We start from the raw sequence: 25,435 nt of genomic DNA, 5'->3' as shown, positions 1-25,435 counted from the left end.
ACGGCCAAGTTTCGTTACATTGTCCGAGCCGCTGCTTTATTCAGGCTCGTAGGTTCATCTGGTGATACAGACGGTTCACTCATAAAGCGGTGAACAACGCTTCATACGACTTCAGGTCGCACGGACAAAAGTGTGTTACGTACTTAGCTCTATTCTGGCTGGTAAGTATTAGGAAAGGTAGGGATAACGCCGCAATAAGCGGTAAACAAACAGTTGGCTAAAAATTGTGAGGTACGAACAAAAGCCAACTGTTTTTGTCCGTTTAATTGCCTTGTTATATGCACTATTTATTGCTGCTTAAGGCTATCTTTGCACTTAAACCAATTAAGATTGTACCTGATACTCCTTCAAGTGTTCTTGAGTATTTCTGAGCTTTAGGACTACTAAACAAAATACTTCCTAAACTGGCATAGAACAAGTTACAACATGTTGCTAACAGACTAAATAACAAACCTAAAGTCAGCAACTCGCTTGTAGCATTAACTCCCGTTGGATCAATAAACTGAGGCAGGAATGCTAAAAAGAACATTGCGACTTTAGGGTTTAATACACTAACGATGGCGCCTTGCTTGAAAACATTACTTTGTTTTTCATCTGAAATTTCCACACAAATTTTAGAATTGTTACGGTAACAATTAATAATTGATATTACGCCAAGATAGAGTAAGTAAGCCGCACCTAAATACTTGATTATCGCAAATAAAAATGCAGAACTAAGAATTAATGCAGAAAGACCTAAAACAGCAGCTAATGTATGAATCAAATAACCAACACCTAAACCCAGTGAAGCTTTAATACCTGACTTCATTTTCCCTTTCATTGTATTCGTTACAATGTAAATTACATCAGGCCCAGGTATCAGGTTTATAGATAGAGCTGCAATTACAAACAATACTAAGGTGTTTATTTCCATTACGACAATACTCCGAGGTGCATATAACAGATAAGGATATGTGTTTACGCCCATTTTACTGACTTTGGCACTTCTTGCTTAAGGGCATAAACATGCCTAATCAACTGCCCTTCGTGCATTGATTCATGCTCAAGTAAGTCAACTAATAAATCATCTCTCTCCTCTGTCCAACTCTTTATGGTAGTAACCGCTTCTTCGAACTTGACCTCTGAAGACTTTAGCTTTGCTACGATATCAAGTAGGTTGTTAGTATTTTCAAGAGAGCAAGTAAAACCGTCCCACTTACCAACTAAGAGTGAACGTGCGTAACTTTCTCTTGCACCTACAATACACCACATGTGCTCACCAATTGATTTACTCTTTGGCACATCTAATTGTACCTCAAGCAGTGAGGGCTCAAGAGACTCAACTAATTCAAGCAGCGATTTGGAACGCTGACGGATATTCTTTAATACTGTGCTTCTCAATTCTCTAAATCCTCAATCTACACATAACAGTATATTAATAAGCATTCTTACTTTCGCGCAAAAATATACTTATGAAATACCTTTACCATACTCGATATAATCGTTGCATATTATGAACTTGCTAGCAATTTCTTACATTTACCGATTCAAAAGAGGGTGTAAAAAGTAAGAAATGTATTTAATCAGTCTTATTTAATACAATATAGAATGTTAAATTAATTAATTTTCAATCGGTTATGGATTTTATTCCTTTTTTAACAAGAAATATTTCTTATTAAAAACAGAACTCATGCGATAAAATCACCACGTGTCATTAAACTGTTTATATACACAGTAAACAAAGCTAATACAAAATCACGTTATCATAATATGAATGAGTATTTGTTCTAAGTAACTTTGGGGCTGATATGAGCTAGCCAAGAGAACTAGCCCATTGGACTGACATGCTTTTGATGGTATCTCAATTAGTGGTAAGTTGTGGTAGAAGAGTTACCACAACCGTAATTTGTGGTAAATGAATTACCTCAAGCCATTTGGGGGCAAAAATGAGTTTATTAAACGTGCTTTACCAGTGGCTTTTGCATTGGAATACAATCCAAACTAATGCCTCTTGGTGAATGATAGGTAGATAGTTTCTCCCCTATAAACCCATATGAACGATAGAAAGGCGCCGCATTTATCGTGGATTCTAATTTCAGCAACAATAGGCCGTTTTCTTTAGCCAAGTTTTCCAAAAAAGTAAGCATCTGCTTTGCCGCACCTATTCCACAGTACTCAGGATCAACAAAAATAGCATCAACCATACCGGTTTCAATATTGAGTTTACCACTACCAATAACTCGCCCATCAGTGACAGAAACATAGAAAGTTTCCAGCACATCTTGAATGAATCCGTCAGACACTCCCCCATCAGTCCACAATGAAAGCTGTTCTTTACTGTAGTACGCTGAGCATTTATCTAAGATTGCGCGGCTTCTCAACGCATGAATTAAAACCGCATCTGCTTGAGTTGCTTTCCTTATTGTGATCACTAAACTTCTCCCTCGGTATTCACAGAATTCTCAATACAGTAACTAATTAATCTAAAGTTCAAACGTAAGAATGTGCGTGGGCAAATTAATATCAACTTGTTCAGGCTATATATAATTTAACGCAACTAATTTTATAGCCTGTTAACCGACAATAGAAACAAGCCCACAACGTATTATCTTTGTTTAATTACTTTGTTATATGTTCTAAGCACCTAACAAATCAAGGTGTTTTATCTTTTTGTAGCGTAATGCCATAGATATGCAGTGTGACAACTCTTTCGTTGGAACATGGTCGCCAAGCTTAAATATTAATGCCCGATTACCTTCGTACTCAAAGGTATTTCCGTATACCTCTTTAAAGGTATCAACTAAGGTTGTTTGGCAGTGGAAGTAAATACGATATTCATTTGGGGATTTGGGTTTCCAGTCATATCTAATAGTGCTTCCAATTTTAGAAATATAACTTGGCTCTCCCCACTTTAGTGTTTCGATTAAATCAGCAATCCCATGTTCATTTGCTGTATTTATGATAAGTGAACGAATAACTAAGAGAGACTCTGTTACTTCATCAGGATACGTTTCAAATTTTTGTTTAACACTTAAATCCATTCGTTTGCTCCTATAAATAAGAACATATCACGCTTAATTAAAAGATGGGCAGCACTACCCCATTACTTTAAGCACTAAAGTGTCACTAAAACAATGTATTGGAGTGTAATCTTATACACTTTCCTATAACACGCATAAATGTTTGCAGTTACAAGTTGATCGTATCTTTTGGGTGATTGATCCCATCGTAAATTTTGACGGGCTCCAAATCATAAGGATTAACGCCATCAAGACATGCAACATTGATTGCAAATTGATGGGGATTAGAACGTCTTTGATGATGAGTATAGATACCGCAAGTCTTACAGAAGTAATGTTTAGCCGTCTTTGTATTGAATTGATAAAGGGTCAAGTTATCTTCTCCCTTTATTATCTTTAGGTTTTCAAGTAATACAGAAGCAGCGATGGCACCACGTTTTCGACACATAGAACATGAACAACGACGAGGATCTTCTAATCCATTTGGCATGGTCAGCTCTAACTCAACATCACCACAGTGACATTTTGCAATATGAATTTCTTTAATTTCCATTATTTAATCACCATGTCGATGCACCAACAGAACGACCAAGTTTATTGTGTAGTGAAGTAGTTGTAAGTACATTATTGGGCTTGTGAAAGACATTTAGACTTTGCTGTAAATAAACCTCAGTCTTAATGTGAGACTGAGGTTTAATGCTTATATTACTGTGGATTATGGACAACTCACCACAGTCCAAAACCAAGACGTTGAACTTGGAATTTCCCAGCTACCCGGATTGTTCTTTGCCTGATAACAAATATTGTTATAAGTCACTGTATCTCCATTTTTAACCTTTGTTGAACCCGGTATGAACTCAACAGCAGTTGTTGGTGGTAGAGGATCTGTTGGCGGTACCGGCTCTGTCGGTAGTTCAGGATCAGTGGGTGGCGAAGGATTATCTATGCATTCAACCGCATCCCAAAACCATGACGCGTTACTTGGAACCTCCCAACTGCCAGGGCTATTTTTGGCTTGATAACACTGCCCATCATACGAATAGATCTCACCATTGATGGCTTTGGTTTTTCCGGGGATAAATTCAACGACCTGTGCTGGTGTTTCGGGAGCAGTGGGTATTTCAGGATCTGTTGGGGGATCAATAACTGTTGAATTACTCGATAGCAACTGCCAATCATCAAGGTAAGCAGATAGGTTATCGGTGCGGATACCGATAGTACCCTCAGTTAATAAATCATTGTTTACCGACAATAATTCGACACCATCTAGGGCCAACGTTAATTTATTACCTACCACAGAAAAGTGAATGTCATACCATTGACCAGCGGCAAGCTTCCCCTCTGTATTAAGGTAGTTTTTAACGCCATTGCTTAATTTGGTTTGAGCCAGAGTAGTGTATGAACCTTGGTATTTTACTTTAATCGTTACATTACCGTCATAACGAATAGAGCCTACATATAAATCATCAGATGTTTGGTAACGAGCAAACGCATGTAAGCCAGACCAAGCAGGTATAGTGCCGGAATTTTTCCATGCTTTAATGTACGCCGTATATTGATTCGTTTGGTCGGTGTACTTTATTTCATTGCCATTACTGTCTTTTCCTATCGCGACGACACGAAAGACTTTATCGTTCGTCCAACCTAACTTCCCACTATCCACAGATTTAGACTGTAAACATCCTGAAGTAACATCAAAATGATCGATGGCGCTTTTATTATTCGAACATTCTAGCTGCTGACTATTAGGGTAGCTTGAGAAATCTTCGCCTGACCACGTAAAATTTTCAGATGCCGAGCCACTAATATAAGGTCCTTCACTTTCAGGGTAGGCATCATAGAATGCAGTAGCCGAGTTACTTGCAGTAATTAAACAGAAGGTACCAATGTAGCTAAATATTTTTTTTAGTTTGAAATAATTTTTGATCATTGTTGTATCCTTACATGATTGTTATTTAATGGTTCGTAACCATACTCATACCCATCTGGCGACAACAGTCGATAACGATAGCAGTACACTCCATCGCATTACTCGCTCACTAGAAACATTGCTTAGCATACTAACCGTTAAATATATCAATCAGCACTTTGCACAACGGTTCAAGCGTTATTTAGGGAGCGTGATTAAAATTAATCGTCATTGATTACATTTTTAGAGTGTAAGAATGAGGTATAAAATGCGATTGGGGAGTATCGCTGACGAGATAAAAACTTTTAATAATAAGCGATAAAGAGGATATAACTAGAAATCAAAGTATTAAATTTGTTGATTAGCAGCTCATATACATTTTCAATAATATCTCCTTATAGTGAGCACTTCAGACCTTCCGCTTTTTATGCCGCAAGTTAATCAACTCTTCTAATTGCTTTTGCTCTTTACGGGCTTGTTCGTATTGTTGTTTGGCAAGCCAGCGTTTTTTTACTTCTTCAAAGCGTTTAACTTGTTGATTACTGGCTTGTAATTGCTGCTCACTGTGATCACATTCCGCACTCATGATCGCTTGCTCATGCTGATGATGATCAATCATGGTCGTTAACTGTGACGTTAATTGATTGCTGTTATTTAACATCGCACTGTTAATCGCAGAGCCGTGTGTTTGTTCAGCCCCCATATAATGCTGTTTTAGCTGGCTTAATAACTGAAGTTGTTGCTGATAATTATCCACTTGCCGGCGCTGCTGCTGGTAAATAGCACTGAGTTTATCGCGCTTTTGCTCTGATAATCGTTGTAATTGCTCAACAGCTTTGACTGGCAAATTCATGGCTTATTCTTGCTCCATTTCCTAAAACACGATGTGGCTATGGTGCTGACGGACTGGATTGATTGACTGAAAACAAGTTGGCTAATTGGGTTAAGCTCGCTTGGTAATCACAGTGTTCAGTTACAGGCTGCTGCAAAAACTGTTTAAGCTGGGGTTGCATCATTACCGCTTGATCTAATTCAGGATCTTGTCCTTGTTGATAGCCACCTAATGGTAGTAGCTCTTTTACTTGCTGATAATTCGCATTTAACTGTCTAAATTGATTCGCAACGGTGACATGGGCTTGCTCAGTGCAACTGCTCATACATCGGCTGATGGAAGCATTAATATCAATGGCTGGATAATGCCCTTGCTCTGCCAATGTGCGAGATAACACAATATGACCATCTAAAATGGCGCGAGCAGAATCCACTACCGGATCTTGCTGATCGTCCCCTTCTGCTAACACGGTATAAATCGCAGTTAAACTGCCATTGGGATTCTCTCCGTTACCAGCACGTTCTAGTAATTGTGGTAATAAACTGAATACTGACGGTGGATAACCCCGAGAAGCTGGCGGCTCTCCTAGTGCGAGTGCAATTTCACGCTGCGCCATCGCATATCGGGTTAATGAGTCCATCAGTAGTAATACGTCTTTGCCTTGATCACGAAAGTATTCGGCAACGCGGTGACAAAGCTTGGTCGCTCGTAAACGCATGAGTGGTGATTCATCAGCAGGCGCGGCGATGATCACTGCACGTTTTCGTCCTTCCTCACCTAAGCTACGCTCAATGAATTCACGGACTTCTCGACCACGTTCACCAATCAGCCCCACCACAATAATATCGGCGGCAGTGTATTTGGTGATCATCCCCATCAAGACACTTTTACCTACGCCACTGCCCGCCATTAAGCCAATGCGCTGACCTTTACCAACAGTCAGTAAACCATTAATCGCTTTGATACCAACATCTAATGGTGATTCAACTGGCTGGCGTTTCATTGGGTTAATAGGCTTTGGTTCTAACGATAAACACTCACCACCTTGTAGCGGTGCACCATTATCTAGCGGCTCTCCTAACCCATTAACAACTCGTCCAATCCACTTGTGGCTCACATTCACTGTACTGCCACCTTGCATCGGGATCACCTTTGCACCTGCGTATAATCCACCGAGTTGGCGAACTGGCATTAAATACGCAATGTTGTGATCAAAACCGACCACTTGTGCTTCAATCTGCTCACCATCATCAGCCACGATTAAGCAACGTTGATCAAGTTTAAAACGACACCCCACGGCTTGTAGCATTAAGCCATTCACTTTTACTAACCGCCCCGTGACCCGTGCAATAGGCACACTATCAAGAGCGGCAAGTGCGGTTAAACTATCCGCTTGAAGACGATTCATGCTGATCTCCTTGTTCAACACGGATTGGGGTATCTAACGGGTGATTCTGCTCAACTAAATGTTGCTGCACATTCTCGATACAGGCTTCTAGTCGCGCATCACACCCCACATCGGCTTCTGCGTTATCGGTTATCAGCTGACAGCCACCGACGGGTAATGTGGGATTAGCAATCAACTTCCAAGACTCAGGTAAGCTCTTATTGATGGTATGGATCCGATCAATATCTTGTGGGTTAAGTTCAATGATGATTTTTTCTGTTTTACCCGGAATCGCATCCAATGCTTCTTCTACTAGAGCGAGAATTTGTTGTGGCATCAATGTCAGTTCAGCGCGGATAACCTGTTGCGACACTTTTTGTACCAAGTCGCAAATAAGCTGACGTTGTTGTTTGTCTTTTTCTTGTTGCCATTGTTCTAATTCAAACAAGATTTTCTCAACTGGTTTTACTGCTTGGCTAAAGATCTCTCGCCCTGCTTGTTCACCTTGTCCGTAACCTTGTTGAAAACCGTCTTTTTGCCCTTCTATAACACCTTGATCACGACCTTGCACAACGCCTTGGTTAAATCCTTCGTCATAGCCTTTGTTTAGCCCTTGTTGAAAGCCTTCATCCAATTTTTGTTGTAATTCAAACTGGCTGTCTTGCCAATTAATCGCAGGATCAACATCGCCTAATTCATCATTAAAACCATGATTTACTGGCTCTGCCACAGGAGGAAAACGATGAGGCCGATATTGCCCCGGTGATAACTGATGTATTTTTACTTTCTTCATCATTACTCCACCGTCATTTCCTGATAGAGCTGAAGATCAATTTCACCATTTTCTGCCAGCTCACGCACTTGATCCATAATGGCAGTTCGGGCGCGTTCTACCTCACTCACAGGTACTGCACCTTTTAGCGCCATTTCATCTTCTAGGGATTTCACCATACGCTGTGGCATTGAACGTTTAATCGCTTGTTGTAAGCTGATCTCAGCACCTTTTAACGCAATCACCCACGTCGCGACAGGAATTTCTTGCACCAATCTATCCATGGTCGATTCTTTCTGGCGACCAAGCACCATAAAGTCAAACATATTGGTTTCAATTTCGTGCACCATATCTTCATCATGCAAACGGAGTAATTCCATTAATTGGCCGCGATCACCTTCGAAACGGTTGATAATATCGGCAACTTGCTTAGTTCCTAAAATAGGTGCATTTTGCGCTTGTGACATATGAGCAATGCAACGTTCAATCAAATCATGTAAGTCAGCGGCAACATCATGATCTATTTCATCAAGTTGCGCGATGCGATATAGCAGCTCGTCATGATAATCCACTGGCATTTTCGCCAACACTTTCGATGAGGTTTCTGGCGGTAAATAGGCTAAGAATATCGCCTGCATTTGTGGGTGCTCTTGGCTAACATATTTAGCCAATAATTCTGCATCCACCCATTGCAATCGCTGCATGTTGTTACGTAATTCATCACCGTAAATATTATTAAGTAATCCTTTTGCTAAATCATTACCCAACGCTTTACGCAAAGTATTTGAAAGGTATTCTTTCGATGCGCCACGAATACCACTGTGTGCACGAAAATCTTCAAAAAAGTGCTGAATTACCCCTTTCGCACTATCACTTTGAATACCACTTAATGCCGCCATCGAACGGGTCACACGCTGCACTTCATCACGGGTAAAGTGCTTCAATACCTCCGCGGCGGCATCTTCTCCCATTCCCAACAATACGACGGCTGTTTTATCAACATAAGTCAGTGCAGGGGTTTTACTATCCGTCTGATTTTTTGTTTGTGATTGACTCATTAACATTCACCCATTGTTTTAAGACTTCAGCAACACGCTCTGGCTCTTCGGTTGAAATAAGCTGTAAGTGTTTAAGTTGGATTTCTAATGGCGAGCCCTGTGGTGGCAACAAATCATTGCTGGCATTAAAGGCGTTATTCGTCCCGTTGATCCCTTTTGCGGCTAAACGCTCATTTAACGTTTCTTCGTGTTCTTGCTCTTCGCGAGTTTGCAGGCTTTCATCGTAAGAGTGCGCCATATCTTCTTCAGCAAAAGTTAACTCATCACGGCGACGATCTAATCCTGTTAAATGGCTAATAAGCGGTCTGAGCACGAAGAAGATCATCGACAAGCCGAGAATACCGCCGATCATGTAGCGTAGTGGTTGTTGTACGGTTGGATCTTGCCACCACGGAATAGCAGGAGGCGCATCAATTGCAATCGGTGTGAAGTTGAAACTTAAAATACTCAAACTATCGCCACGAGCAGCGCTGATCCCTACCGCATCTTTGATCATATTGCTAATTTGCTGTGTTTCCGCTTCTGTCCATGCTTTACCATTTGGTGCAGCGGTAGAATTAAGTAACACAGAGACATTGAGTTTATTTAATTTGCCTTGTTGATATTGGGTATGACGAACACTGCTGCCTAACGCATATTGACGATTGATTTCCGTTCGTTCATTGGTGTTTTTACTGTCTTTGTTCTCTTCTTCGCCAGTAACGGGTGGCTTGTTACTTAATGAACCCGGCACACCTAAAGCAATATTATCAATACTGTTATTTTCAATACGGTGCTCGTTTTTCACTACAGGCGTTGAATCAACCACCTCTTTGGTTTCTTGGACATGGCTAAAATCAAGATCAGCAGCGACTTGCACGCGGTAATTACTTGGTCCGACAATCGGCGTTAGCATGTCAGCGGCACGTTGGATCACCTGCTTTTCGAGATTCTTCTGATAGTCGAGGTATTTAGCATTCACTTTACCCATTTCAGTCGAGCCAATATCAGCACTGAGTAAACGCCCATACTGATCAACAACTGACACATTTTCTGTCTTCATTCCTGTCACACTGCCAGTAACAAGGTTAATGATGGCTTCAACTTGCTCAGTTTTTAGATCTTCACCCGGTTTTAGCTCAACCATTACTGACGCTGTTGGCGCTTCCGCATTGTGGCGAACAAATAAGGTTTTTCGTGGAATGGCTAAGTGAACGCGGGCATTAGCAATAGCATCAAGGGCAATAATAGTACGCACTAACTCGCCTTCCAATCCATGACGGTAACGTGCGGTTTCCATGAACTGGCTGGTGCCTAACGACGAATCTTCTTTTAATGAATCAAGCCCTGTCGGTAACTTGGCTTTGATCCCTTTTGCTGCCAGTAACATCCTAATTTTTGCGACCTCACCTTCTGCCACCAGCACTTGTCCGTTGGCTTCTTGTAGGCGGTAAGGGATCCCTTCTGTTTCTAATACCGAGATGATTTCACCGCTATCAAAACGTTCTTGCTGCCCATATAACGGGCGGTAATTTTGACTTGAACTCCATAGTGCCACCACAATAATGGCAGCCACAATCGCAGCAAGTACAGCAGACAAAACTAGATTGCGCTGACTACTATGCCAAAGATTTTTAAGGTTATTAATATACGGATTTGACGACAATCCACTGCTCGCAGTTGAACCTGTTGCCGTATTTGTCATCGATGGTTGGGCAATGATTTCAGACATAAGTTACACCGGCATCTTCATAACATCTTCAAAGGACGCAACCACTTTATTACGCACTTGCATGAGGGCAGAAAAAGATAAACTGGCTTTTTGGCTAGCTACCATCGCGCCTACTAAGTCGTCACTTTTCCCCAATTCAACCGCTGTCACTTTGTCACTGGCGATTTTTTGATGTTGATTAACGGTGTTTAAAACACCTGTCATAGCTTGCGAAAATGACAATGGCGAAGCGGCAAACTGTGTATTGGTTGCGTCGACCTGCATCAGATTAGGTTTTACGATGAAATCAGCTTGAGTGCGTTGCTGCATCTGCTGCATTTTATCAAGCATGAGTTGTTCAGATGATACAGACGGTAGCGAATTATTTGTGCTCATTTAACTCTCCTTTTATGCCGCAGAACCTAATACAGCATCGATGTCTATTCCCTGTTCACGCATCGCGGCTAACTTGTAACGCAGTGCGCGAGTAGTAACGCCCAATTGCTGAGCCGTCTTGGTTCGGTTACCACCGAATTGTTTAAGAATTTTGATAATGTATTGAAACTCTGCCATTTTCTTCGCTTCTACCCGACCATTCCCCCCCTCCGTTTGAGGTAAAGATGGCGCAGCATTAGGATCAATTGGCAACATTAAATCTTGTGCGGTAATGAAATCACCATGACGCATCACCAAGGCTCGTTGCATGACATTTTCTAACTCTCGGATATTGCCCGGCCAGTGATATTTAGACAGTGCAAAACACGCATCTTCCGACAACTGGCAGGCACTTCCCATTTGATATTTATTGATGAAAAATCGCGCCAGAGGAAGAATATCAGCGCTTCGATCTCGCAGTGATGGCCAATGCAACGGCAGCACATCTAAACGGTAATAAAGATCTTCTCGGAACGTCCCTTTTTGAATTTCTACACGAAGATCTTTATTGGTTGACGCTATGACGCGAATATCCAATGGAACGGTTTTATGACTCCCCACTTTTTCGACTTCACGCTCTTGCAACACACGCAATAATTTAGCTTGAAGACTGGGTGACATTTCAGCGATTTCATCTAATAAAATCGTCCCCCCATTGGCTTCTTCAAATTTACCGGTTTGCGTTTGTGTCGCGCCAGTAAACGCCCCTTTCACATGACCAAACAACACTGCTTCGAGCATGGATTCAGGAATAGCGGCACAGTTAACGGCAACAAAAGGCGCATTTGAACGCGAAGAATGTTGGTGCACATATTGCGCTAATACTTCTTTCCCGGTGCCAGATTCACCGGTGATCAATACGGTCGCGTTTGTCCCTGCCGCACGGTGTGCTAACTGCAACACTTGCTTGCTACGCCATGATTCCACCACGATATTGGTTAAGGGTTTATCTAGCGCTTCAACGCGCGCGAGTAAGCCAAGTAACTGTTCAGATTCAAAAGGACGTAGTAAATAATCGGTTGCGCCTGCTTTCATTGCATCCGCCGCCATCATTCCTTGCGCTTGATCGACAATAGCAATAGAAATAGGTGTGGAAGCACGGTGAGTCGCGACAGCTTTTTGATGGAATTGGCGAATAAAATCAGTCAGTGAGATATCTGTGATATGCGAGCTGACCAAAGTAATAGCTGAGCGAGATTGATATAACGCAGCACGTCCAGAAGTGAAGTGATTAACGCTATAACCTTTACCTTCAAGCACAGCAATAATTTGGTTTGCTGCACTTAAATTTGGCTCGACTAATTGAATATTGTTAGGCTGCATTAGCTACCCTTCCTTTTTACTGCATCTTCCTTGCGAATAGCGCGAATAGTCACGCGACGATTTTTAGCTTTTCCATCTTGGGTATTGTTGTTGGCAACAGGATAGCGAGAACCATGAGAGCGAATTTCCATCAGCGATGAACGCACACCGTTTTCACGCAGAATGCTGGCTACATCGTCAGCACGAATTTTTGAAATCTGTAAATTGGCAACATTGGAGCCAACATTGTCTGTATGCCCATCAATCAATACACGTTTGACATTTTTGTCATGTTTTAAATAACTCGCTAAATCAGCCAAGATTTGTTTTTGTGATGAACTGACCACACGTTGACCTAACTTAAATTGCAATACTACGTCTCTCGCATCTTGGTATGCCATTGCAGGTAACTTGGCTCGACACAAATTAAAATCAGCCATAGCCTGCGTCATATTCACTGAAGGGACTGTTACATCAAACGTGTTGTTTTGGTTCGACGATGACAGCCTTACTCCTAACCAATTACCTTGCGCCATGGCTTCAAGTAACAGCTCAATATCAGTATAAAAAGAGACTTGTCCTGATTTTTTATCTAAATCCACCTCATCGACTGTGATAGGTGCGGTATTCAATGCCCAAGGGGACTGTACTTGGCTCAATATGGCACGCTCATAAGGCGGTTTTACATGGTAGCTTTGTACCTGTATACCAAGTGGCTGCTTAGGTTTCGCAACAAAGGTAATTGCCCCAAATTGGCTAATGGTTTGACTCAATGAACAACTAAATTTATCGCCTTTATATTCCCACGAAACAAGATCCATCGGTAAAAATAACTCTTTAGCGACAGAACTCATGGAAAAGAATAAAGAAATAAAAATCGAATATATAAATATAATTGTATATTTTATGAGTGTCATAATAAGCACTCACCTCTACCTATTAATCACATGATTTATTATAGCCAAAAAATCTTATGGCGATTTTATATTTAACCCTAATATTCTAACGCTTGAATATATCTATTTAATAACCATAGAAAACAAGTCGAATAAATATTATTTGACGCTCTTAAGGGCATTTTTTTGACGTTTATATTAACGATTTAATGTCATACTAAAGTCTAATATTATTCCATTATTAATCATAAGTTTAGTAACACACTTCCATTTGATTTAACTTCATCATAATCGAAGTTTTTTAAATTTAAACATTAAAACAATTTTTATTTCATCAAATACTAATGCTATGAACTAAAGTCACATTTTTGCTCTTAAAAATTTTTAATTTATATCTTCATAGTTATAAACGCGATAAACATATTTATATATTACGAATAAACATCAACTACACTTTGTTTTTACCCACTTAACTATGATAACTATGGAATATATAAAATCAGATTTTGACAATAGATATCCCATATTGAATGTGGAATTGCTAGGAAAACCTATTCATATAATCAAAGATGAATTAGCTAATATTTTAAGTAATTCATTACTGGGATTAACTGACCAAATACAAAAGTGGGTGAAAACCCATGAACTGACGATGTCGGTTACTAGTATTGATTTTCAATCGCCAAAACAGGGACAACATGCGGCATTTACGGTAGCCCATAATGACGGGGGTATGATGAATTTTCGCTGTTCTGCGCCATTGCTCATTGTACTCGCCGATCGCTTTTATCACTCATCTGTAAATCGTCTTAATAGTGCTAAAAGTCAAACGATTACAACGAGTGATTTGCGGTTACAAGAACGCATAGGACGACTTTTTTCAGCCCAGATAGCACCAGAAAATATGTGGCAAGCCTGTGATAATTCACTATCAGATGATATCGGCTTAGTCATTCAACTTTCCGTTACCTGCGAAGAGACGATTGGCGACATCATCATCTGTATTGATTCCGCATTAATTCAAACATTAACCAGTGTTATTGGCTTACAACCCACATCTGAACTTAATGCACTCTTTAGTCAGCAACTTGAATCGACCAAGGTCAAACTCAATACAGTTTTATGTGAAAGACAGATGCCTTTAGACCAAGTATTGCAGCTAAAGCCCGGTGACATCTTTGATATTGATTTACTGCAATCCTCTCCGATCAGTATTGGTCAAGAGCATTTATTTAACGGCCATGTCGCAGAGCAAAACGGTCAACTTGTTTTAATCATCAACACCAGTAAGGACACATAAGCATGAGCGATATTAACGAATCCGACCTATTTAATGGTGATGACCTCAATTTCGACGATCTTCAGTTAGAACAATTTGATGAAACACCTCAACTTAATAGCAGCATTTCGCAACGTAGCTTAAGTTTTTTCAAAAAGATCCCCGTGACTGTGACTCTTGAGGTCTCAAGCACAGAAATCTCATTAGGTGAGTTAATGAAAGCCGGTGAAGGCAGTGTGATTGAGCTAGATAAACTCAACGGTGAACCGCTTGATGTGAAAGTGAATGGGTCACTGATGGGCCATGCCGAAGTGGTTGTGATCAATGATAAATATGGCCTACGGCTAATTGATGTCGTCGAATCACCTCTTAACACCATGGATAGTTAAAAAATGATCGATCAGGGATACCGCTTGCTGATAAAAACATCTCAACAGCGCCATTGTCTGTATTTACTCACTTTGCTACTTATTGCGCTCGGCGTACTGTTTTCTTCGAGCGCAGAAGCCAATAGTGGGCTGAATTTCTTGACCGTTACAGATGATCAAGGCGAGCAAGAATACAGTGTAAAATTACAAATCTTGTTGTTAATGACAGCACTGAGTTTTATCCCTGCCTTTCTGCTAATGGCGACCAGTTTTACCCGCATCATTATCGTACTTTCTATTTTGCGCCAAGCACTGGGTTTACAGCAGAGCCCGCCAAATAGAATACTGGTGGGTATCGCGCTCTCTTTAACAATTTTGATCATGCGTCCGGTCTGGACTGATGTCTACGATAATGCTTTTGTCCCTTATGACAACGGAGATATTACCCTTTTACAAGCCTTTGATACTGCCGAAAAGCCCGTTCGTGATTTCATGTTAAAACAAACCCATCAAAGTGCTTTAGAGCAGATGATGCGTATTGCCAACGAACCATTAGACCAAGATGTGGAAGATATTTCGTTTGCTATCGTGTTACCTGCTTTTGTGATCAGTGAGCTTAAAACAGCCTTTCAAATTGGTTTTATGTTGTTCATTCCTTTTTTGATCATCGATCTCGTGGTTGCCAGTGTTTTGATGGCAATGGGTATGATGATGCTGTCACCGCTGATTATCTCTCTTCCTTTCAAATTAATTGTGTTTGTACTCGCTGATGGCTGGACCATGACGGTCGGATCGCTATCTGCCAGCTTTGGATAAAAAAGAAAGGAGTAAATGATGACCCCAGAGCTTGCTGTCGATCTATTTTCCAATGCGGTTTGGCTAATTATTAATATGGTAATGGTACTTGTTATACCGGGATTATTAGTCGGGTTAGTGATTGCCGTATTTCAAGCCGCGACCCAGATCAACGAGCAAACCTTAAGTTTTCTCCCTCGTTTAATCATGACTTTGCTGATGGTGATTTTTGCCGGACATTGGATGCTAAGGCGCTTAATGGAATTATTTGATTACCTCTTTTATAACATTCCGGGAATGATTGGCTAATGGCTATCTCGTTTGCAGAGCTCAACGCCCTTCTCGCTCAGTTTTGGTGGCCGTTTTTTCGTATTGGGGCTGCCATGTTAGCCATGCCATTTTTTGGTGATGCGTTAATTCCTATTTGGGTACGCGCTTTATTAGCAGTTGCTATCAGTTTTATTGCCGCGCCACTGATGCCAGCTATGCCCACGACAGATTTACTTTCTCTCTCGGCACTTATGCTGGCTTTTGAGCAAGCAATATGGGGGCTGTTATTTGGCTTAATTATCCATTTCCTATTTTCCATCATGACATTGTTAGGTCAGATCATTTCACTGCAAATGGGCTTAGGGATGGCAATGATGAACGATCCCGTTAATGGTGTTTCAGTCGCGATTCTTGGGCGAATGTTTTTACTGTTTTCTACCTTGTTATTTCTGGCTTTAGATGGACATTTATTGGTTATTGATATTTTAGTGCAAAGCTTTACCTCTTGGCCTGTAGGCAGTGGGTTGGCTCTATCTTCAGTAAAACAAATACTCGCACTTTTTGGTTGGATGTTCAGTTCAGCCCTTGCCATCGCTCTGCCCGCTATTGTTTCAATGCTTCTGGCTAATATCAGTTTCGGGGTCATGAACCGCGCCGCACCTAGTTTGAACGTATACGCATTAGGCTTTCCTATGACCATGTTGTTAGGACTGTTTAGTGTCTTAATTTCTGTCAGCGGTGTACCAGCGCGTTATGTCGAGTTAGTCCACTACAGCCTAGATCAGCTTCAACTCTATATTTCGGGAGGCGCATGAGTCAGTCATCGGCACAAGATAAAACTGAAAAAGCCACTCCGCAGAAGATCCGTCAGGCCCGAGAGCAAGGTCAGATCCCACGCGCCAAAGACTTCACAGCAGCTACGATTTTTATTGCGGTTGTGGTTTTCTTTTATTTCCAAATTGATGCGATTTGGCAGGCGCTGAATGGCGTATTTACATTGAACATGACAATCTCTCGTGATGATTTACGCTCACCTTGGCTAGCGATTGAAGCATTAGGCACAAGCTTAGCCATTATTATTCAATTACTACTGCCATTATTTGGTTTAATTCTAATCACCACTATCGCCAGCAGTTTACTGATTGGTGGTTGGCTATTCTACCCTGCAGGCGTATTGCCAAAATTATCAAAAATCGATCCCATTGCGGGGATAAAAAGGATGTTTTCAACCCGATCTTTGGTTGAGCTTTTAAAATCGACACTCAAAGTCTGTGTGATTTTCCTCCTGCTCTATCTCTATCTTGATGCCAATTTAAGCCGCTTATTAGGGATGCAAAACTTGCCACTAAAACAAGGCGTGTCATTAATTCTGACGATTCTCTTTCATGGTATTTTGCTGATGGGCGTGGCGCTATTGTTATTTGGTTTAATTGATATTCCCTACCAAAAATGGGAGCACGCCAAAGAGCTGAAAATGACCAAACAAGAGCTGAAAGAAGAATTTAAAAATAATGAAGGTAGCCCAGAAATCAAGCAACGCATTCGTCAAATTCAACAGCAGTTCGCCCGAAGAAAAATAGATAAAGCAGTGCCTAAAGCTGATGTGGTGATCGTCAACCCAACCCATTATGCCGTTGCGATTAAATACGATACCACACTGTCTGAAGCGCCCTTTGTGGTAGCAAAAGGCATAGATGAAACGGCGATGCATATTCAAACCATTGCCAAACAGCACGATGTTGAGATCTTACATTCACCACCATTAACGCGTGCGATTTATCACAGCACCCAGATAGAGCAAGCGATCCCAAGCCAGCTCTATGTCGCTGTGGCGCATATATTAACTTATGTTTTACAGCTTAAAGCCTTTCGACAAGGTAAAGGAAATCAACCACAAACGTTACCCAATTTTGTTATCCCAAAACATTTACAGCATTAATTTCAGCGCATTTTTACCGGATTGGATGAAGGACTTCACATGTTAAATTGGCTCACAACACTCAAACAGTCGAGTAAAGGTTATATCGGTATTCCTATCGCCTTACTGATGATTCTGGCAATGGTAATTTTGCCATTACCTCCTATGCTGCTCGATGCCTTATTCACCTTTAATATTGTCTTGGCCATCTTGGTATTGTTAGTCAGTACCACAGCAAAAAGGCCGTTAGACTTTTCTGTTTTCCCCACCATTCTATTAGTCGCGACATTAATGCGACTCACTTTGAATGTGGCCTCAACACGTATTGTATTACTGGAAGGTCACAATGGTGGCGATTCAGCAGGTAAAGTGATCCAAGCTTTTGGTGAAGTCGTTATTGGCGGTAACTATGTTGTGGGTATGGTGATTTTCGTGATTTTAATGATCATCAACTTTGTGGTGATCACCAAAGGTGGCGAACGTATCTCTGAGGTAGCAGCCCGTTTCACCCTTGACGCCCTACCCGGTAAACAGATGGCAATAGATGCGGATTTAAACGCGGGGATTATTGACCAAAACCAAGCAAAACAGCGCCGTCGTGATGTTGCCAATGAAGCGGATTTTTACGGTTCAATGGACGGTGCTTCAAAGTTCGTTCGTGGTGATGCCATTGCGGGTTTATTGATCCTATTTATCAATATCATTGGTGGTATCAGCATCGGTGTTTTTGAATACGGACTCAGCGCTTCTGATGCTTTTAAAACTTACGCCTTACTGACCATAGGTGATGGTCTTGTCGCGCAAATTCCTTCACTGTTATTAGCCACCTCTGCCGCTATTATTGTCACTCGTATTAACGACAGTGATGATGACATGACGCAAGCTATGCAGAACCAACTGCTTGCCTCACCTGCAACCTTATTCACTGTTGCTTCTGTGATGGCCATCATAGGTATTGTGCCAGGCATGCCGCACTTGGCATTTTTCAGCTTTGCCGCAGTATTAGCCTTTGCGGGCTGGCGACAATATAAAAAACCTCACCACCACCAGCAACTCGACGAAGTTGAAGCCGTTTCTCAAGCCATGCAACTCGACCACGAAACGCCATTAACATGGGATGACATTCCTCATGTTCAAAGTATGTCGTTATCGCTCGGTTTTCGTTTAGTTCATCTGGTGAATAAAGAACAAGGTGCGCCACTCACCCAGCGTATTCGCGGTGTTCGTAAAAATCTTTCTGAGCAAGTCGGCTATTTGCTGCCTGAAGTGAATATTCGCGACAACCTAAGCTTAAAACCGAACCATTATACTATTGCCGTTCATGGCGAGATCATTGAACAAGGCAGCATTGAGCCTGAGCGTTTAATGGCTATTGCCGTGGGTGATACCTATGGCGAAATAGATGGCATCCTTGGTCACGATCCTGCTTACCAACTCCCTGCGGTATGGATTGAAAATAGCAACAAAGCAAAGGCCTTGAACATGGGTTACCAAGTCGTAGATGACGCTACCGTCATTGCCACTCACATAAGCAAAGTGATGAAAGTACATTTAGCCGATTTGTTTACCCATGATGATGTGGATTTTATTAATCAACGTTTGGCGCAACAGGCACCCAAATTAGCGGAAAGTTTAAGTGCTGCATTAACGCCTGCTCAGCAACTTAAGGTGTATCGCCAATTACTCATTGATCAAGTGCCACTTAAAGATATCCGTACCATTGCCAATACCATGTTAGAAGCATCTGAAAACACCAAAGATCCAATCTTAATTGCTGCTGATGTGCGTTGCAGCTTACGCCGTACCTTGGTGAATCTACTCAATGGTGATAAGAAAGATCTTAACGTCTATGCCCTATCCGATGAGCTTGAGCAAATGTTATTAACATCACTTCAACAAGCACAAGCCAGTGGCAATGTGATGCTAGATAGCTTTCCAATTGAGCCAAATATTTTAAGCCAATTTCAACAAAATATGCCGCTTGCGAAGCAACAATTAAAACAGCAAGGCGCAGCCCCTGTGTTGCTAGTAATGCCACAATTACGACCACTGCTATCTCGCTATGCGCGTACTTTCGCCCAAGGCTTAGCAGTATTGTCTTATAACGAAATTCCTGAAAATAAGAATATCAATATCATTGGCAACTTAGGTTAATTCATTCCCGTGAAATTGAACGAGGACGAGCTATGACAACGCAACACACATTACACACCATGGACGAACTTTACAGCTATATTCAAAGTATTATCCCATCGTTAACCCGCAATAACGACGATGCGATCCTACTTGACGCATTTGAGCAAAACGATGTTAGTCATGTGTGTCAGGCTATTCGCGAAACCACCACCAATCAAGTCACCTACCAACACCTAACATTACGTTTTGGTAGTAATAACGAGCAAAGTGTTTACCAATTTGATGTTTCTAAACCTGTACAATTTCTGTTTGATCTCTATAGCTTATATTTAGCCGTCCGCCATATTGAGTTTCAGCTATCGACTTTCCATAAAGATATTATTAATCCGTTAGTGGTGCCGATAAATTCAGAAACGCTATCATGGCCTATTGGACAAGGCTTTATTAATCAGGTTTTTCAACATCATTCCGTTGCAATGCAATACATTATTCCCTGTGTTCAACTTCATGACATGGAAAATAGTGAATGCCATAACGTAATGACATTAAATGCAAATTTAGAATCATTAAAAAAGAAAGCGGTTAAACTCTGGATAGATATTATTCCACCCACCCGCTATTTAGAAACAATAAAAAACATTAAACCTGATGCAATTAAAACGTCGCATATTCTCAATGATGATCATAAGCGCTCAGGCCTGATTCCCGTCATTCGTTTTATCCGTAAAAACAATACATTATTTATTGCTGGACGAGTGGGAAGCCAACACGAACTCAATCAATATCGTCTACTTGGCGCGCAATATTATTTCGGTTATGTCAGTGATATACCAATGTCGGTATCAATGAAAAAAAAGGTTGCGAATAATAATCAAATATAAAACCATGACTTTTATATCTCTACATCCCCTTAAAAATTAATGAGGTTTTCTTATTTAATATCAACACGATTTAATAAGAAAACCTCATTTATTTGGCTCAATATCAAATTTATTCTCCAATTCTTTTATTTTTTGAAAATATTAAAAATAAAAATTAATGATCTTTTCCAACTGACCGCATAGATACAGTGAGCAGGAAATACCTCGATAGATTGATTACAAGGAGAACTATCATGGCTCTATCTATGCACACCAATTACGCATCACTGGTTACACAAAATACACTGAGCAATACTAGCAATTTGTTAAACACAGCAATGGAACGTTTAAGTACAGGTTTCCGTGTAAATTCAGCTGCAGATGATGCTGCTGGTCTTCAAATCGCAACACGTCTAGATGCGCAAACTCGTGGCATGTCTGTAGCTATGCGTAACTCGCAAGACGGTATTTCAATGATGCAAACCGCTGAAGGTGCGATGGATGAAATGACTAACATCGTCTACCGTATGAACGACCTTGCGACACAGGCATCAAACGGCACAGTATCAGCCAATGACCGTGTAGCTTTGGACGCAGAATTCCAACAGCTTGGTGAAGAGCTTGCCAACGTAATGGCATCAACCAGCTTTGGTGGACAAGATATTTTGACCGATGCAGGCTCATTTGGTGCAGGCGCAGTCAACTTCCAGATTGGTACTCAATCAGGTGATCAACTAGCTGTTGATGTATCAACTGAAGTACAAGCCGTGAATGCAACTATTGGTACTTCAGGCGCATTAGCTTTAGGTGATTTGACTTCTGCAGCTAACGCGCAAACAGCACTAACGACCCTAACAGGTGCTAACGGTGAAGCGGGTTTACTGAAAGAAATTGGTGATGCACGTTCAGCACTGGGTGCCAACATTAACCGCCTTGACCACACTATCACTAACCTGGGCAATATGGTTGAGAATGTATCTGCAGCCAAAGGTCGTATTGTTGATGCTGACTTTGCTGTTGAATCTTCAAGCATGACTAAAAACCAAATGTTAATGCAAGCCGGCACAACGGTACTTTCACAAACTAACCAGTTACCGGGTATGGCAATGTCACTACTTCGCTAAACTGTAGTTTCTTTTTCCTAAGCCTCCTTCGTGGAGGCTTTTTTGTAGCCATCATTAAATATCAGTAAGTCGGTATGTCGGAAAGCTAGCCATTAGTAACCCTTTGGTTAATAAACGGAACATAGGAATAAAGCAGGAAATAACAAACGGAAATCACATTTCCGCCACCTAACGCGACAATCATAACTACCTGTTTTTAAATGCTTTATATCGAGAAAGTTTTGGCATAGCTCTTGCCAATATAAATAGTCACTTAAGGAGCAATCAATGAATTCGTTAGATCCTATTCAAATGGCCACTCAACTCGCCACCTTTGATGTACAGCCATTTCAGCAGCGGTATCAATTACAAGCTGATAAGTACCAGAGCCAATTAAGTGCATTGGGTAAAGTAGAATCTGCCCTACGTGATTTTCGCGCAACAATTCAAAGCATCAACAGCTCAACTGCCAGCATTATTCAAAATAAAGCGACATTAAGTGACGACAGCCACTTTTCCGTCAGTGCAAATGCAAAAGCGTTAAGCGGCAATTATCAAGTCTTTGTTGAGCAAGTTGCCAGTGCCCATCAGGTCAAAACTGATATGCCAACAAACTTGGAGTCAACAACGTCTGTACCTAATACAGGAACCCTTTCATTCACTGTCGATGGTCAGACTCTAGATCTTGATCTTTCGACAATAGATAGCGATGGTGACGGGCAATCCACCATATCAGAGCTCACTACAGCAATTAATAACCACCCCGATAACCCCGGAGTCAATGCCACGTTAGTTCGTACCAGTGGTCAAACTCATTTCATGCTAGCAAGTAACGAAACAGGGATTGCGAACACATTAAGTGTTTCTTCGAGCACAGGCACAACATGGTTTGATGATGCTTTTACTAACTTAACTGAAATAAGTGCGCCACAAGATGCAGTGATTTGGCTTGGTGCGGAAACCACGGGCTTAAAACTAACCAATAGCAGTAATACGTTTTCCAATGTTATTGATGGTATTGATATTACTGCAACCAAAGCACAAACCTCTGGTGATACAGCCATTTCTATGGCTATCGATGCCGATCAAGATGCCACCTTGGAGCAAGTTAATTCATTTATTGAAAGCTATAACAAGGTGATATCCAACCTTGATAGTTATACCCAAACAGGGTCAGCAGATACCAAACGTGGTGCACTGGCAAATGATCCCACTCTTCGCTCAATAGAATCGCAATTAAATAACCTTTTACGCGATCAATTTGAAGGCAAGAGGCTGTCTGAAATTGGGATCAGTATTAACCGCGAAGGCAAACTTGAAGTTGATAAAGATACCTTTAAAAACGCACAACAAACCATGGGTTCAACCATTGAATCCATGTTTAACGGTGACGGTAATTTATTCGATTCATTAGAAGATTCACTTAAGCCTTTTCTCCAATTTTCTTCAGGCATGTTTACTTCTCGCAAAGATGCCCTGAGAAACAACATCGATCGTATCGACGATAAACAAGCCAACCTTGAACGTAAATATGACATGGCTTACACCCGCTACCTCAAACAATTCACCCAAATGAATCAAATCATGACCCAAATGCAGCAAACCCAAGGTTTATTTGGTTAAAAGGAGTACAACAATGTTAATGCAAGATGCAGGTTTTAATTCATATCAACAAGTCGACTTGGATGCACAAGCCGCTTCAGCCTCCCCTCATCAATTAGTTTTAATGCTTATTGATGGCTTTCAAGATGAACTGATCCGTGCACAAGGACATATCGAAGCAAAACGACTCGATGCCAAGGGGATCAGTATCAATAAATGCATGAATATCTTAATAGGGCTAGATAGTGCGTTAGATCTAGAACTTGGCGGCGAAGTTGCAGCTAATTTGCATGATCTTTATGAGTTTTGTCAGCTTGAGCTTTACCAAGCAAGTGTCAAAAACGATCTCTCCCACCTCGATAATGTCACTTTAGTGATGAACAATATTCGAGAAGGTTGGCAAGGGTTTGGGCAGCATGCAGCCAAATAATTCCATATCGCTCAAAGTACTCACAGCAAAAATTCAGCAAGCTGCTGAGACTGAAAATTGGTCTCGCTTACAGCAGCTTGATGAAGTGTTACGTGCGCTGTTACTACCACTTAAATCAAAACCTAAAACAGCGCAACAGCAAGGACAAATAACGGCGTTAATGGCTGCACATCGCCAAGCCTATCTTGCGTTACAACAAGCACAACAAATACTGCAACACAAAATAGCAACTGCTGACAAGGAAAAAGAACGCCTTGAGGCTTATCAGTCAGCCAACAATATGGAGTGAACGATGTTAATTAATACTGCGCTCACCAAAATTGACAATGTATCGTCATCATCTGATATCAAACAAGCTGGGATGCTTGTTGAAAGCTCAGACGCTACGGTAGGGCAAGAAGGTTTCTCGCAAACATTACAAATATTTTCTCAGCAAAGCGAAAGTACGTTACCAGAGCTACTATCAGGCAATGCCAATACAACCGATCTTGAACAGCGAGACTCTGCATCAGCACCGCAACATCAAACATTGCTGCCGATACCGCCAAGTGAAATTGAAATAGCCGTAACTACACCAACCATTGGCAATTTTCCACTTAATCACTTAGCTACACCATCAACAACAAGCACACTGTCCTCTGCTTCATTTACGCAGAATGCATTATCAAGTTCTCATCAGGTGCTAAACGGTGTCAATACATCTGCGCTTAACCACGCAAACAATCCTATTAAGGAAGTCATCGCACCACTAACTATAACTTCACTACCCAGTTCTGCCTTAGAACAAATGTCATCGTTAAACGCGGTAAAAACACCGCTTTTCAATGGTGAAATGCCTGCGCCACAATTGGTTCAAAATCTTACCGCAGTCGAACAAGTTTTATCTGCTCAAGCACAAACACAAACACAAACCAACATAACGGTTAATCGTGTGAATTGGGCTCCCATAAGTGTTGATCCTCAATCTTCACAATGGGGTGAGAAAATGCTGAATATTCTACAAGATCGCGTTTCTCTTCAAGCGACACAAAACATGCAAGAAGCACGTATTCGTTTAGATCCACCAGATCTTGGCAAGCTTGATCTGATCGTCAAAATGGATGGCGATAAGTTGAATGTTCAAATCAGTGCTAATAACAATGCAGTACGTGATGCACTTAACCAAGTCTCTGAACGTTTACGTCATGATCTCCAGCAGCAATTTGTCAGTGTCGATGTCAACATCAGCCACGGTAAGCAAGATTCCCATTCAGATCAAACCGCACAACATTCAACCCAAGATGATAACGATCACAGGGTAATCACTTCCACGTCATCTGCAGACGTTGAAACATCGACAACCAATGAGCATTGGCTATCTACGCTCGCATAATTTTCTTATTTAGGATCAGGAT

General features: G+C 41.2%; 27 protein-coding genes. 13 read left to right on the top strand and 14 right to left on the bottom strand.

All coding sequences use genetic code 11. From position 1 onward, the window contains the following. Positions 1–283: 283 nt before the first annotated feature. The 14 genes from C9J45_RS12675 to C9J45_RS12610 all read right to left on the bottom strand — a co-directional run bounded on the left by C9J45_RS12675 (position 284) and on the right by C9J45_RS12610 (position 13,205). Positions 284–913 carry a LysE family translocator gene (locus tag C9J45_RS12675; protein WP_107208392.1) on the bottom strand — a complete coding sequence of 210 codons (630 nt, stop codon included), beginning with the start codon at positions 911–913 and terminating at the stop codon, positions 284–286. A 44-nt stretch (positions 914–957) separates the two neighbouring features. Beyond that, positions 958–1,380: a hypothetical protein gene (locus tag C9J45_RS12670; RefSeq protein WP_107208391.1), complete on the bottom strand. Its 423-nt coding sequence runs from the start codon at positions 1,378–1,380 to the stop codon at positions 958–960. Positions 1,381–1,934: 554 nt separating this feature from the next. Then, positions 1,935–2,411 carry a GNAT family N-acetyltransferase gene (locus C9J45_RS12665; RefSeq protein ID WP_199189326.1) on the bottom strand — a complete coding sequence of 159 codons (477 nt, stop codon included), beginning with the start codon at positions 2,409–2,411 and terminating at the stop codon, positions 1,935–1,937. 204 nt (positions 2,412–2,615) lie between these two features. Then, complete coding sequence (locus tag C9J45_RS12660) at positions 2,616–3,020, bottom strand: DUF1801 domain-containing protein (RefSeq protein ID WP_107208389.1); 405 nt, start codon at positions 3,018–3,020, stop codon at positions 2,616–2,618. A gap of 148 nt (positions 3,021–3,168) precedes the next feature. Beyond that, complete coding sequence (locus C9J45_RS12655) at positions 3,169–3,552, bottom strand: GFA family protein (protein WP_107292603.1); 384 nt, start codon at positions 3,550–3,552, stop codon at positions 3,169–3,171. 162 nt (positions 3,553–3,714) lie between these two features. Continuing rightward, positions 3,715–4,929 (bottom strand): hypothetical protein, encoded by a 1,215-nt coding sequence (locus C9J45_RS12650; RefSeq protein ID WP_107292602.1) that lies wholly within the window; start codon positions 4,927–4,929, stop codon positions 3,715–3,717. Between the two features lie 388 nt (positions 4,930–5,317). Continuing rightward, on the bottom strand, positions 5,318–5,761 hold the full coding sequence (gene fliJ / locus C9J45_RS12645; protein ID WP_107208386.1) for a flagellar export protein FliJ: 444 nt from the start codon (positions 5,759–5,761) through the stop codon (positions 5,318–5,320). A 37-nt stretch (positions 5,762–5,798) separates the two neighbouring features. Then, a complete protein-coding gene (gene fliI / locus C9J45_RS12640; protein ID WP_107292601.1) occupies positions 5,799–7,148 on the bottom strand; it encodes a flagellar protein export ATPase FliI in 1,350 nt (449 codons plus the stop codon). Beyond that, entirely contained in the window at positions 7,126–7,923 is a 798-nt protein-coding gene (fliH, locus tag C9J45_RS12635) for a flagellar assembly protein FliH (RefSeq protein ID WP_107208384.1), read from the bottom strand. The genes fliI and fliH overlap by 23 nt, the downstream gene beginning before the upstream one ends. Then, on the bottom strand, positions 7,923–8,957 hold the full coding sequence (locus C9J45_RS12630) for a flagellar motor switch protein FliG (RefSeq protein WP_107208383.1): 1,035 nt from the start codon (positions 8,955–8,957) through the stop codon (positions 7,923–7,925). The genes fliH and C9J45_RS12630 overlap by 1 nt, the downstream gene beginning before the upstream one ends. Next, positions 8,923–10,668 (bottom strand): flagellar basal-body MS-ring/collar protein FliF, encoded by a 1,746-nt coding sequence (gene fliF, locus C9J45_RS12625; protein ID WP_107292600.1) that lies wholly within the window; start codon positions 10,666–10,668, stop codon positions 8,923–8,925. The genes C9J45_RS12630 and fliF overlap by 35 nt, the downstream gene beginning before the upstream one ends. A gap of 3 nt (positions 10,669–10,671) precedes the next feature. Beyond that, positions 10,672–11,043, bottom strand: a complete 372-nt coding sequence (locus tag C9J45_RS12620) for a flagellar hook-basal body complex protein FliE (protein ID WP_107208381.1) — start codon at positions 11,041–11,043, stop codon at positions 10,672–10,674. Between the two features lie 12 nt (positions 11,044–11,055). Next, a complete protein-coding gene (locus tag C9J45_RS12615; protein WP_107292599.1) occupies positions 11,056–12,405 on the bottom strand; it encodes a sigma-54 dependent transcriptional regulator in 1,350 nt (449 codons plus the stop codon). Continuing rightward, entirely contained in the window at positions 12,405–13,205 is an 801-nt protein-coding gene (locus C9J45_RS12610) for an OmpA family protein (protein ID WP_233217741.1), read from the bottom strand. The genes C9J45_RS12615 and C9J45_RS12610 overlap by 1 nt, the downstream gene beginning before the upstream one ends. Before the next feature lie 727 nt (positions 13,206–13,932). Between C9J45_RS12610 and C9J45_RS12605 the strand changes: the two genes are divergently transcribed. The 13 genes from C9J45_RS12605 to C9J45_RS12545 all read left to right on the top strand — a co-directional run bounded on the left by C9J45_RS12605 (position 13,933) and on the right by C9J45_RS12545 (position 25,413). Continuing rightward, positions 13,933–14,580: a FliM/FliN family flagellar motor switch protein gene (locus tag C9J45_RS12605; protein WP_233217740.1), complete on the top strand. Its 648-nt coding sequence runs from the start codon at positions 13,933–13,935 to the stop codon at positions 14,578–14,580. Positions 14,581–14,582: 2 nt separating this feature from the next. Continuing rightward, positions 14,583–14,948, top strand: coding sequence for a flagellar motor switch protein FliN (gene fliN, locus C9J45_RS12600; protein ID WP_107292597.1), 366 nt, complete (start codon positions 14,583–14,585; stop codon positions 14,946–14,948). A 3-nt stretch (positions 14,949–14,951) separates the two neighbouring features. After that, a complete protein-coding gene (gene fliP, locus C9J45_RS12595; protein ID WP_107290758.1) occupies positions 14,952–15,743 on the top strand; it encodes a flagellar type III secretion system pore protein FliP in 792 nt (263 codons plus the stop codon). 18 nt (positions 15,744–15,761) lie between these two features. Next, a complete protein-coding gene (gene fliQ, locus C9J45_RS12590; RefSeq protein ID WP_107208376.1) occupies positions 15,762–16,031 on the top strand; it encodes a flagellar biosynthesis protein FliQ in 270 nt (89 codons plus the stop codon). Further along, entirely contained in the window at positions 16,031–16,807 is a 777-nt protein-coding gene (gene fliR, locus C9J45_RS12585; protein ID WP_107208375.1) for a flagellar biosynthetic protein FliR, read from the top strand. Before fliQ ends, fliR begins: the two co-directional genes overlap by 1 nt. After that, on the top strand, positions 16,804–17,931 hold the full coding sequence (flhB, locus tag C9J45_RS12580; protein ID WP_107208374.1) for a flagellar biosynthesis protein FlhB: 1,128 nt from the start codon (positions 16,804–16,806) through the stop codon (positions 17,929–17,931). The genes fliR and flhB overlap by 4 nt, the downstream gene beginning before the upstream one ends. 39 nt (positions 17,932–17,970) lie before the next feature. Beyond that, positions 17,971–20,064 (top strand): flagellar biosynthesis protein FlhA, encoded by a 2,094-nt coding sequence (gene flhA, locus C9J45_RS12575; protein ID WP_107208373.1) that lies wholly within the window; start codon positions 17,971–17,973, stop codon positions 20,062–20,064. A gap of 32 nt (positions 20,065–20,096) precedes the next feature. After that, on the top strand, positions 20,097–20,927 hold the full coding sequence (locus C9J45_RS12570) for an EAL domain-containing protein (RefSeq protein WP_107208372.1): 831 nt from the start codon (positions 20,097–20,099) through the stop codon (positions 20,925–20,927). 233 nt (positions 20,928–21,160) lie between these two features. After that, positions 21,161–22,030: a lateral flagellin LafA gene (gene lafA, locus C9J45_RS12565; protein ID WP_107208371.1), complete on the top strand. Its 870-nt coding sequence runs from the start codon at positions 21,161–21,163 to the stop codon at positions 22,028–22,030. A 267-nt stretch (positions 22,031–22,297) separates the two neighbouring features. Beyond that, a complete protein-coding gene (gene fliD / locus C9J45_RS12560; protein WP_107208370.1) occupies positions 22,298–23,632 on the top strand; it encodes a flagellar filament capping protein FliD in 1,335 nt (444 codons plus the stop codon). Between the two features lie 13 nt (positions 23,633–23,645). Next, on the top strand, positions 23,646–24,041 hold the full coding sequence (gene fliS, locus C9J45_RS12555) for a flagellar export chaperone FliS (RefSeq protein WP_107208369.1): 396 nt from the start codon (positions 23,646–23,648) through the stop codon (positions 24,039–24,041). Next, positions 24,028–24,330 carry a hypothetical protein gene (locus C9J45_RS12550; protein ID WP_107208368.1) on the top strand — a complete coding sequence of 101 codons (303 nt, stop codon included), beginning with the start codon at positions 24,028–24,030 and terminating at the stop codon, positions 24,328–24,330. The genes fliS and C9J45_RS12550 overlap by 14 nt, the downstream gene beginning before the upstream one ends. A gap of 3 nt (positions 24,331–24,333) precedes the next feature. Then, positions 24,334–25,413, top strand: a complete 1,080-nt coding sequence (locus C9J45_RS12545) for a flagellar hook-length control protein FliK (protein WP_107292596.1) — start codon at positions 24,334–24,336, stop codon at positions 25,411–25,413. Positions 25,414–25,435 lie beyond the last annotated feature (22 nt).

This window comes from Photobacterium sp. GB-1, from assembly GCF_003026165.1.
In the GTDB taxonomy this organism is placed as follows: Bacteria; Pseudomonadota; Gammaproteobacteria; order Enterobacterales; family Vibrionaceae; genus Photobacterium.
The sequence above is the reverse complement of the archived record's forward strand: the minus strand, read 5'-3'. Positions and strand labels throughout refer to the sequence as shown.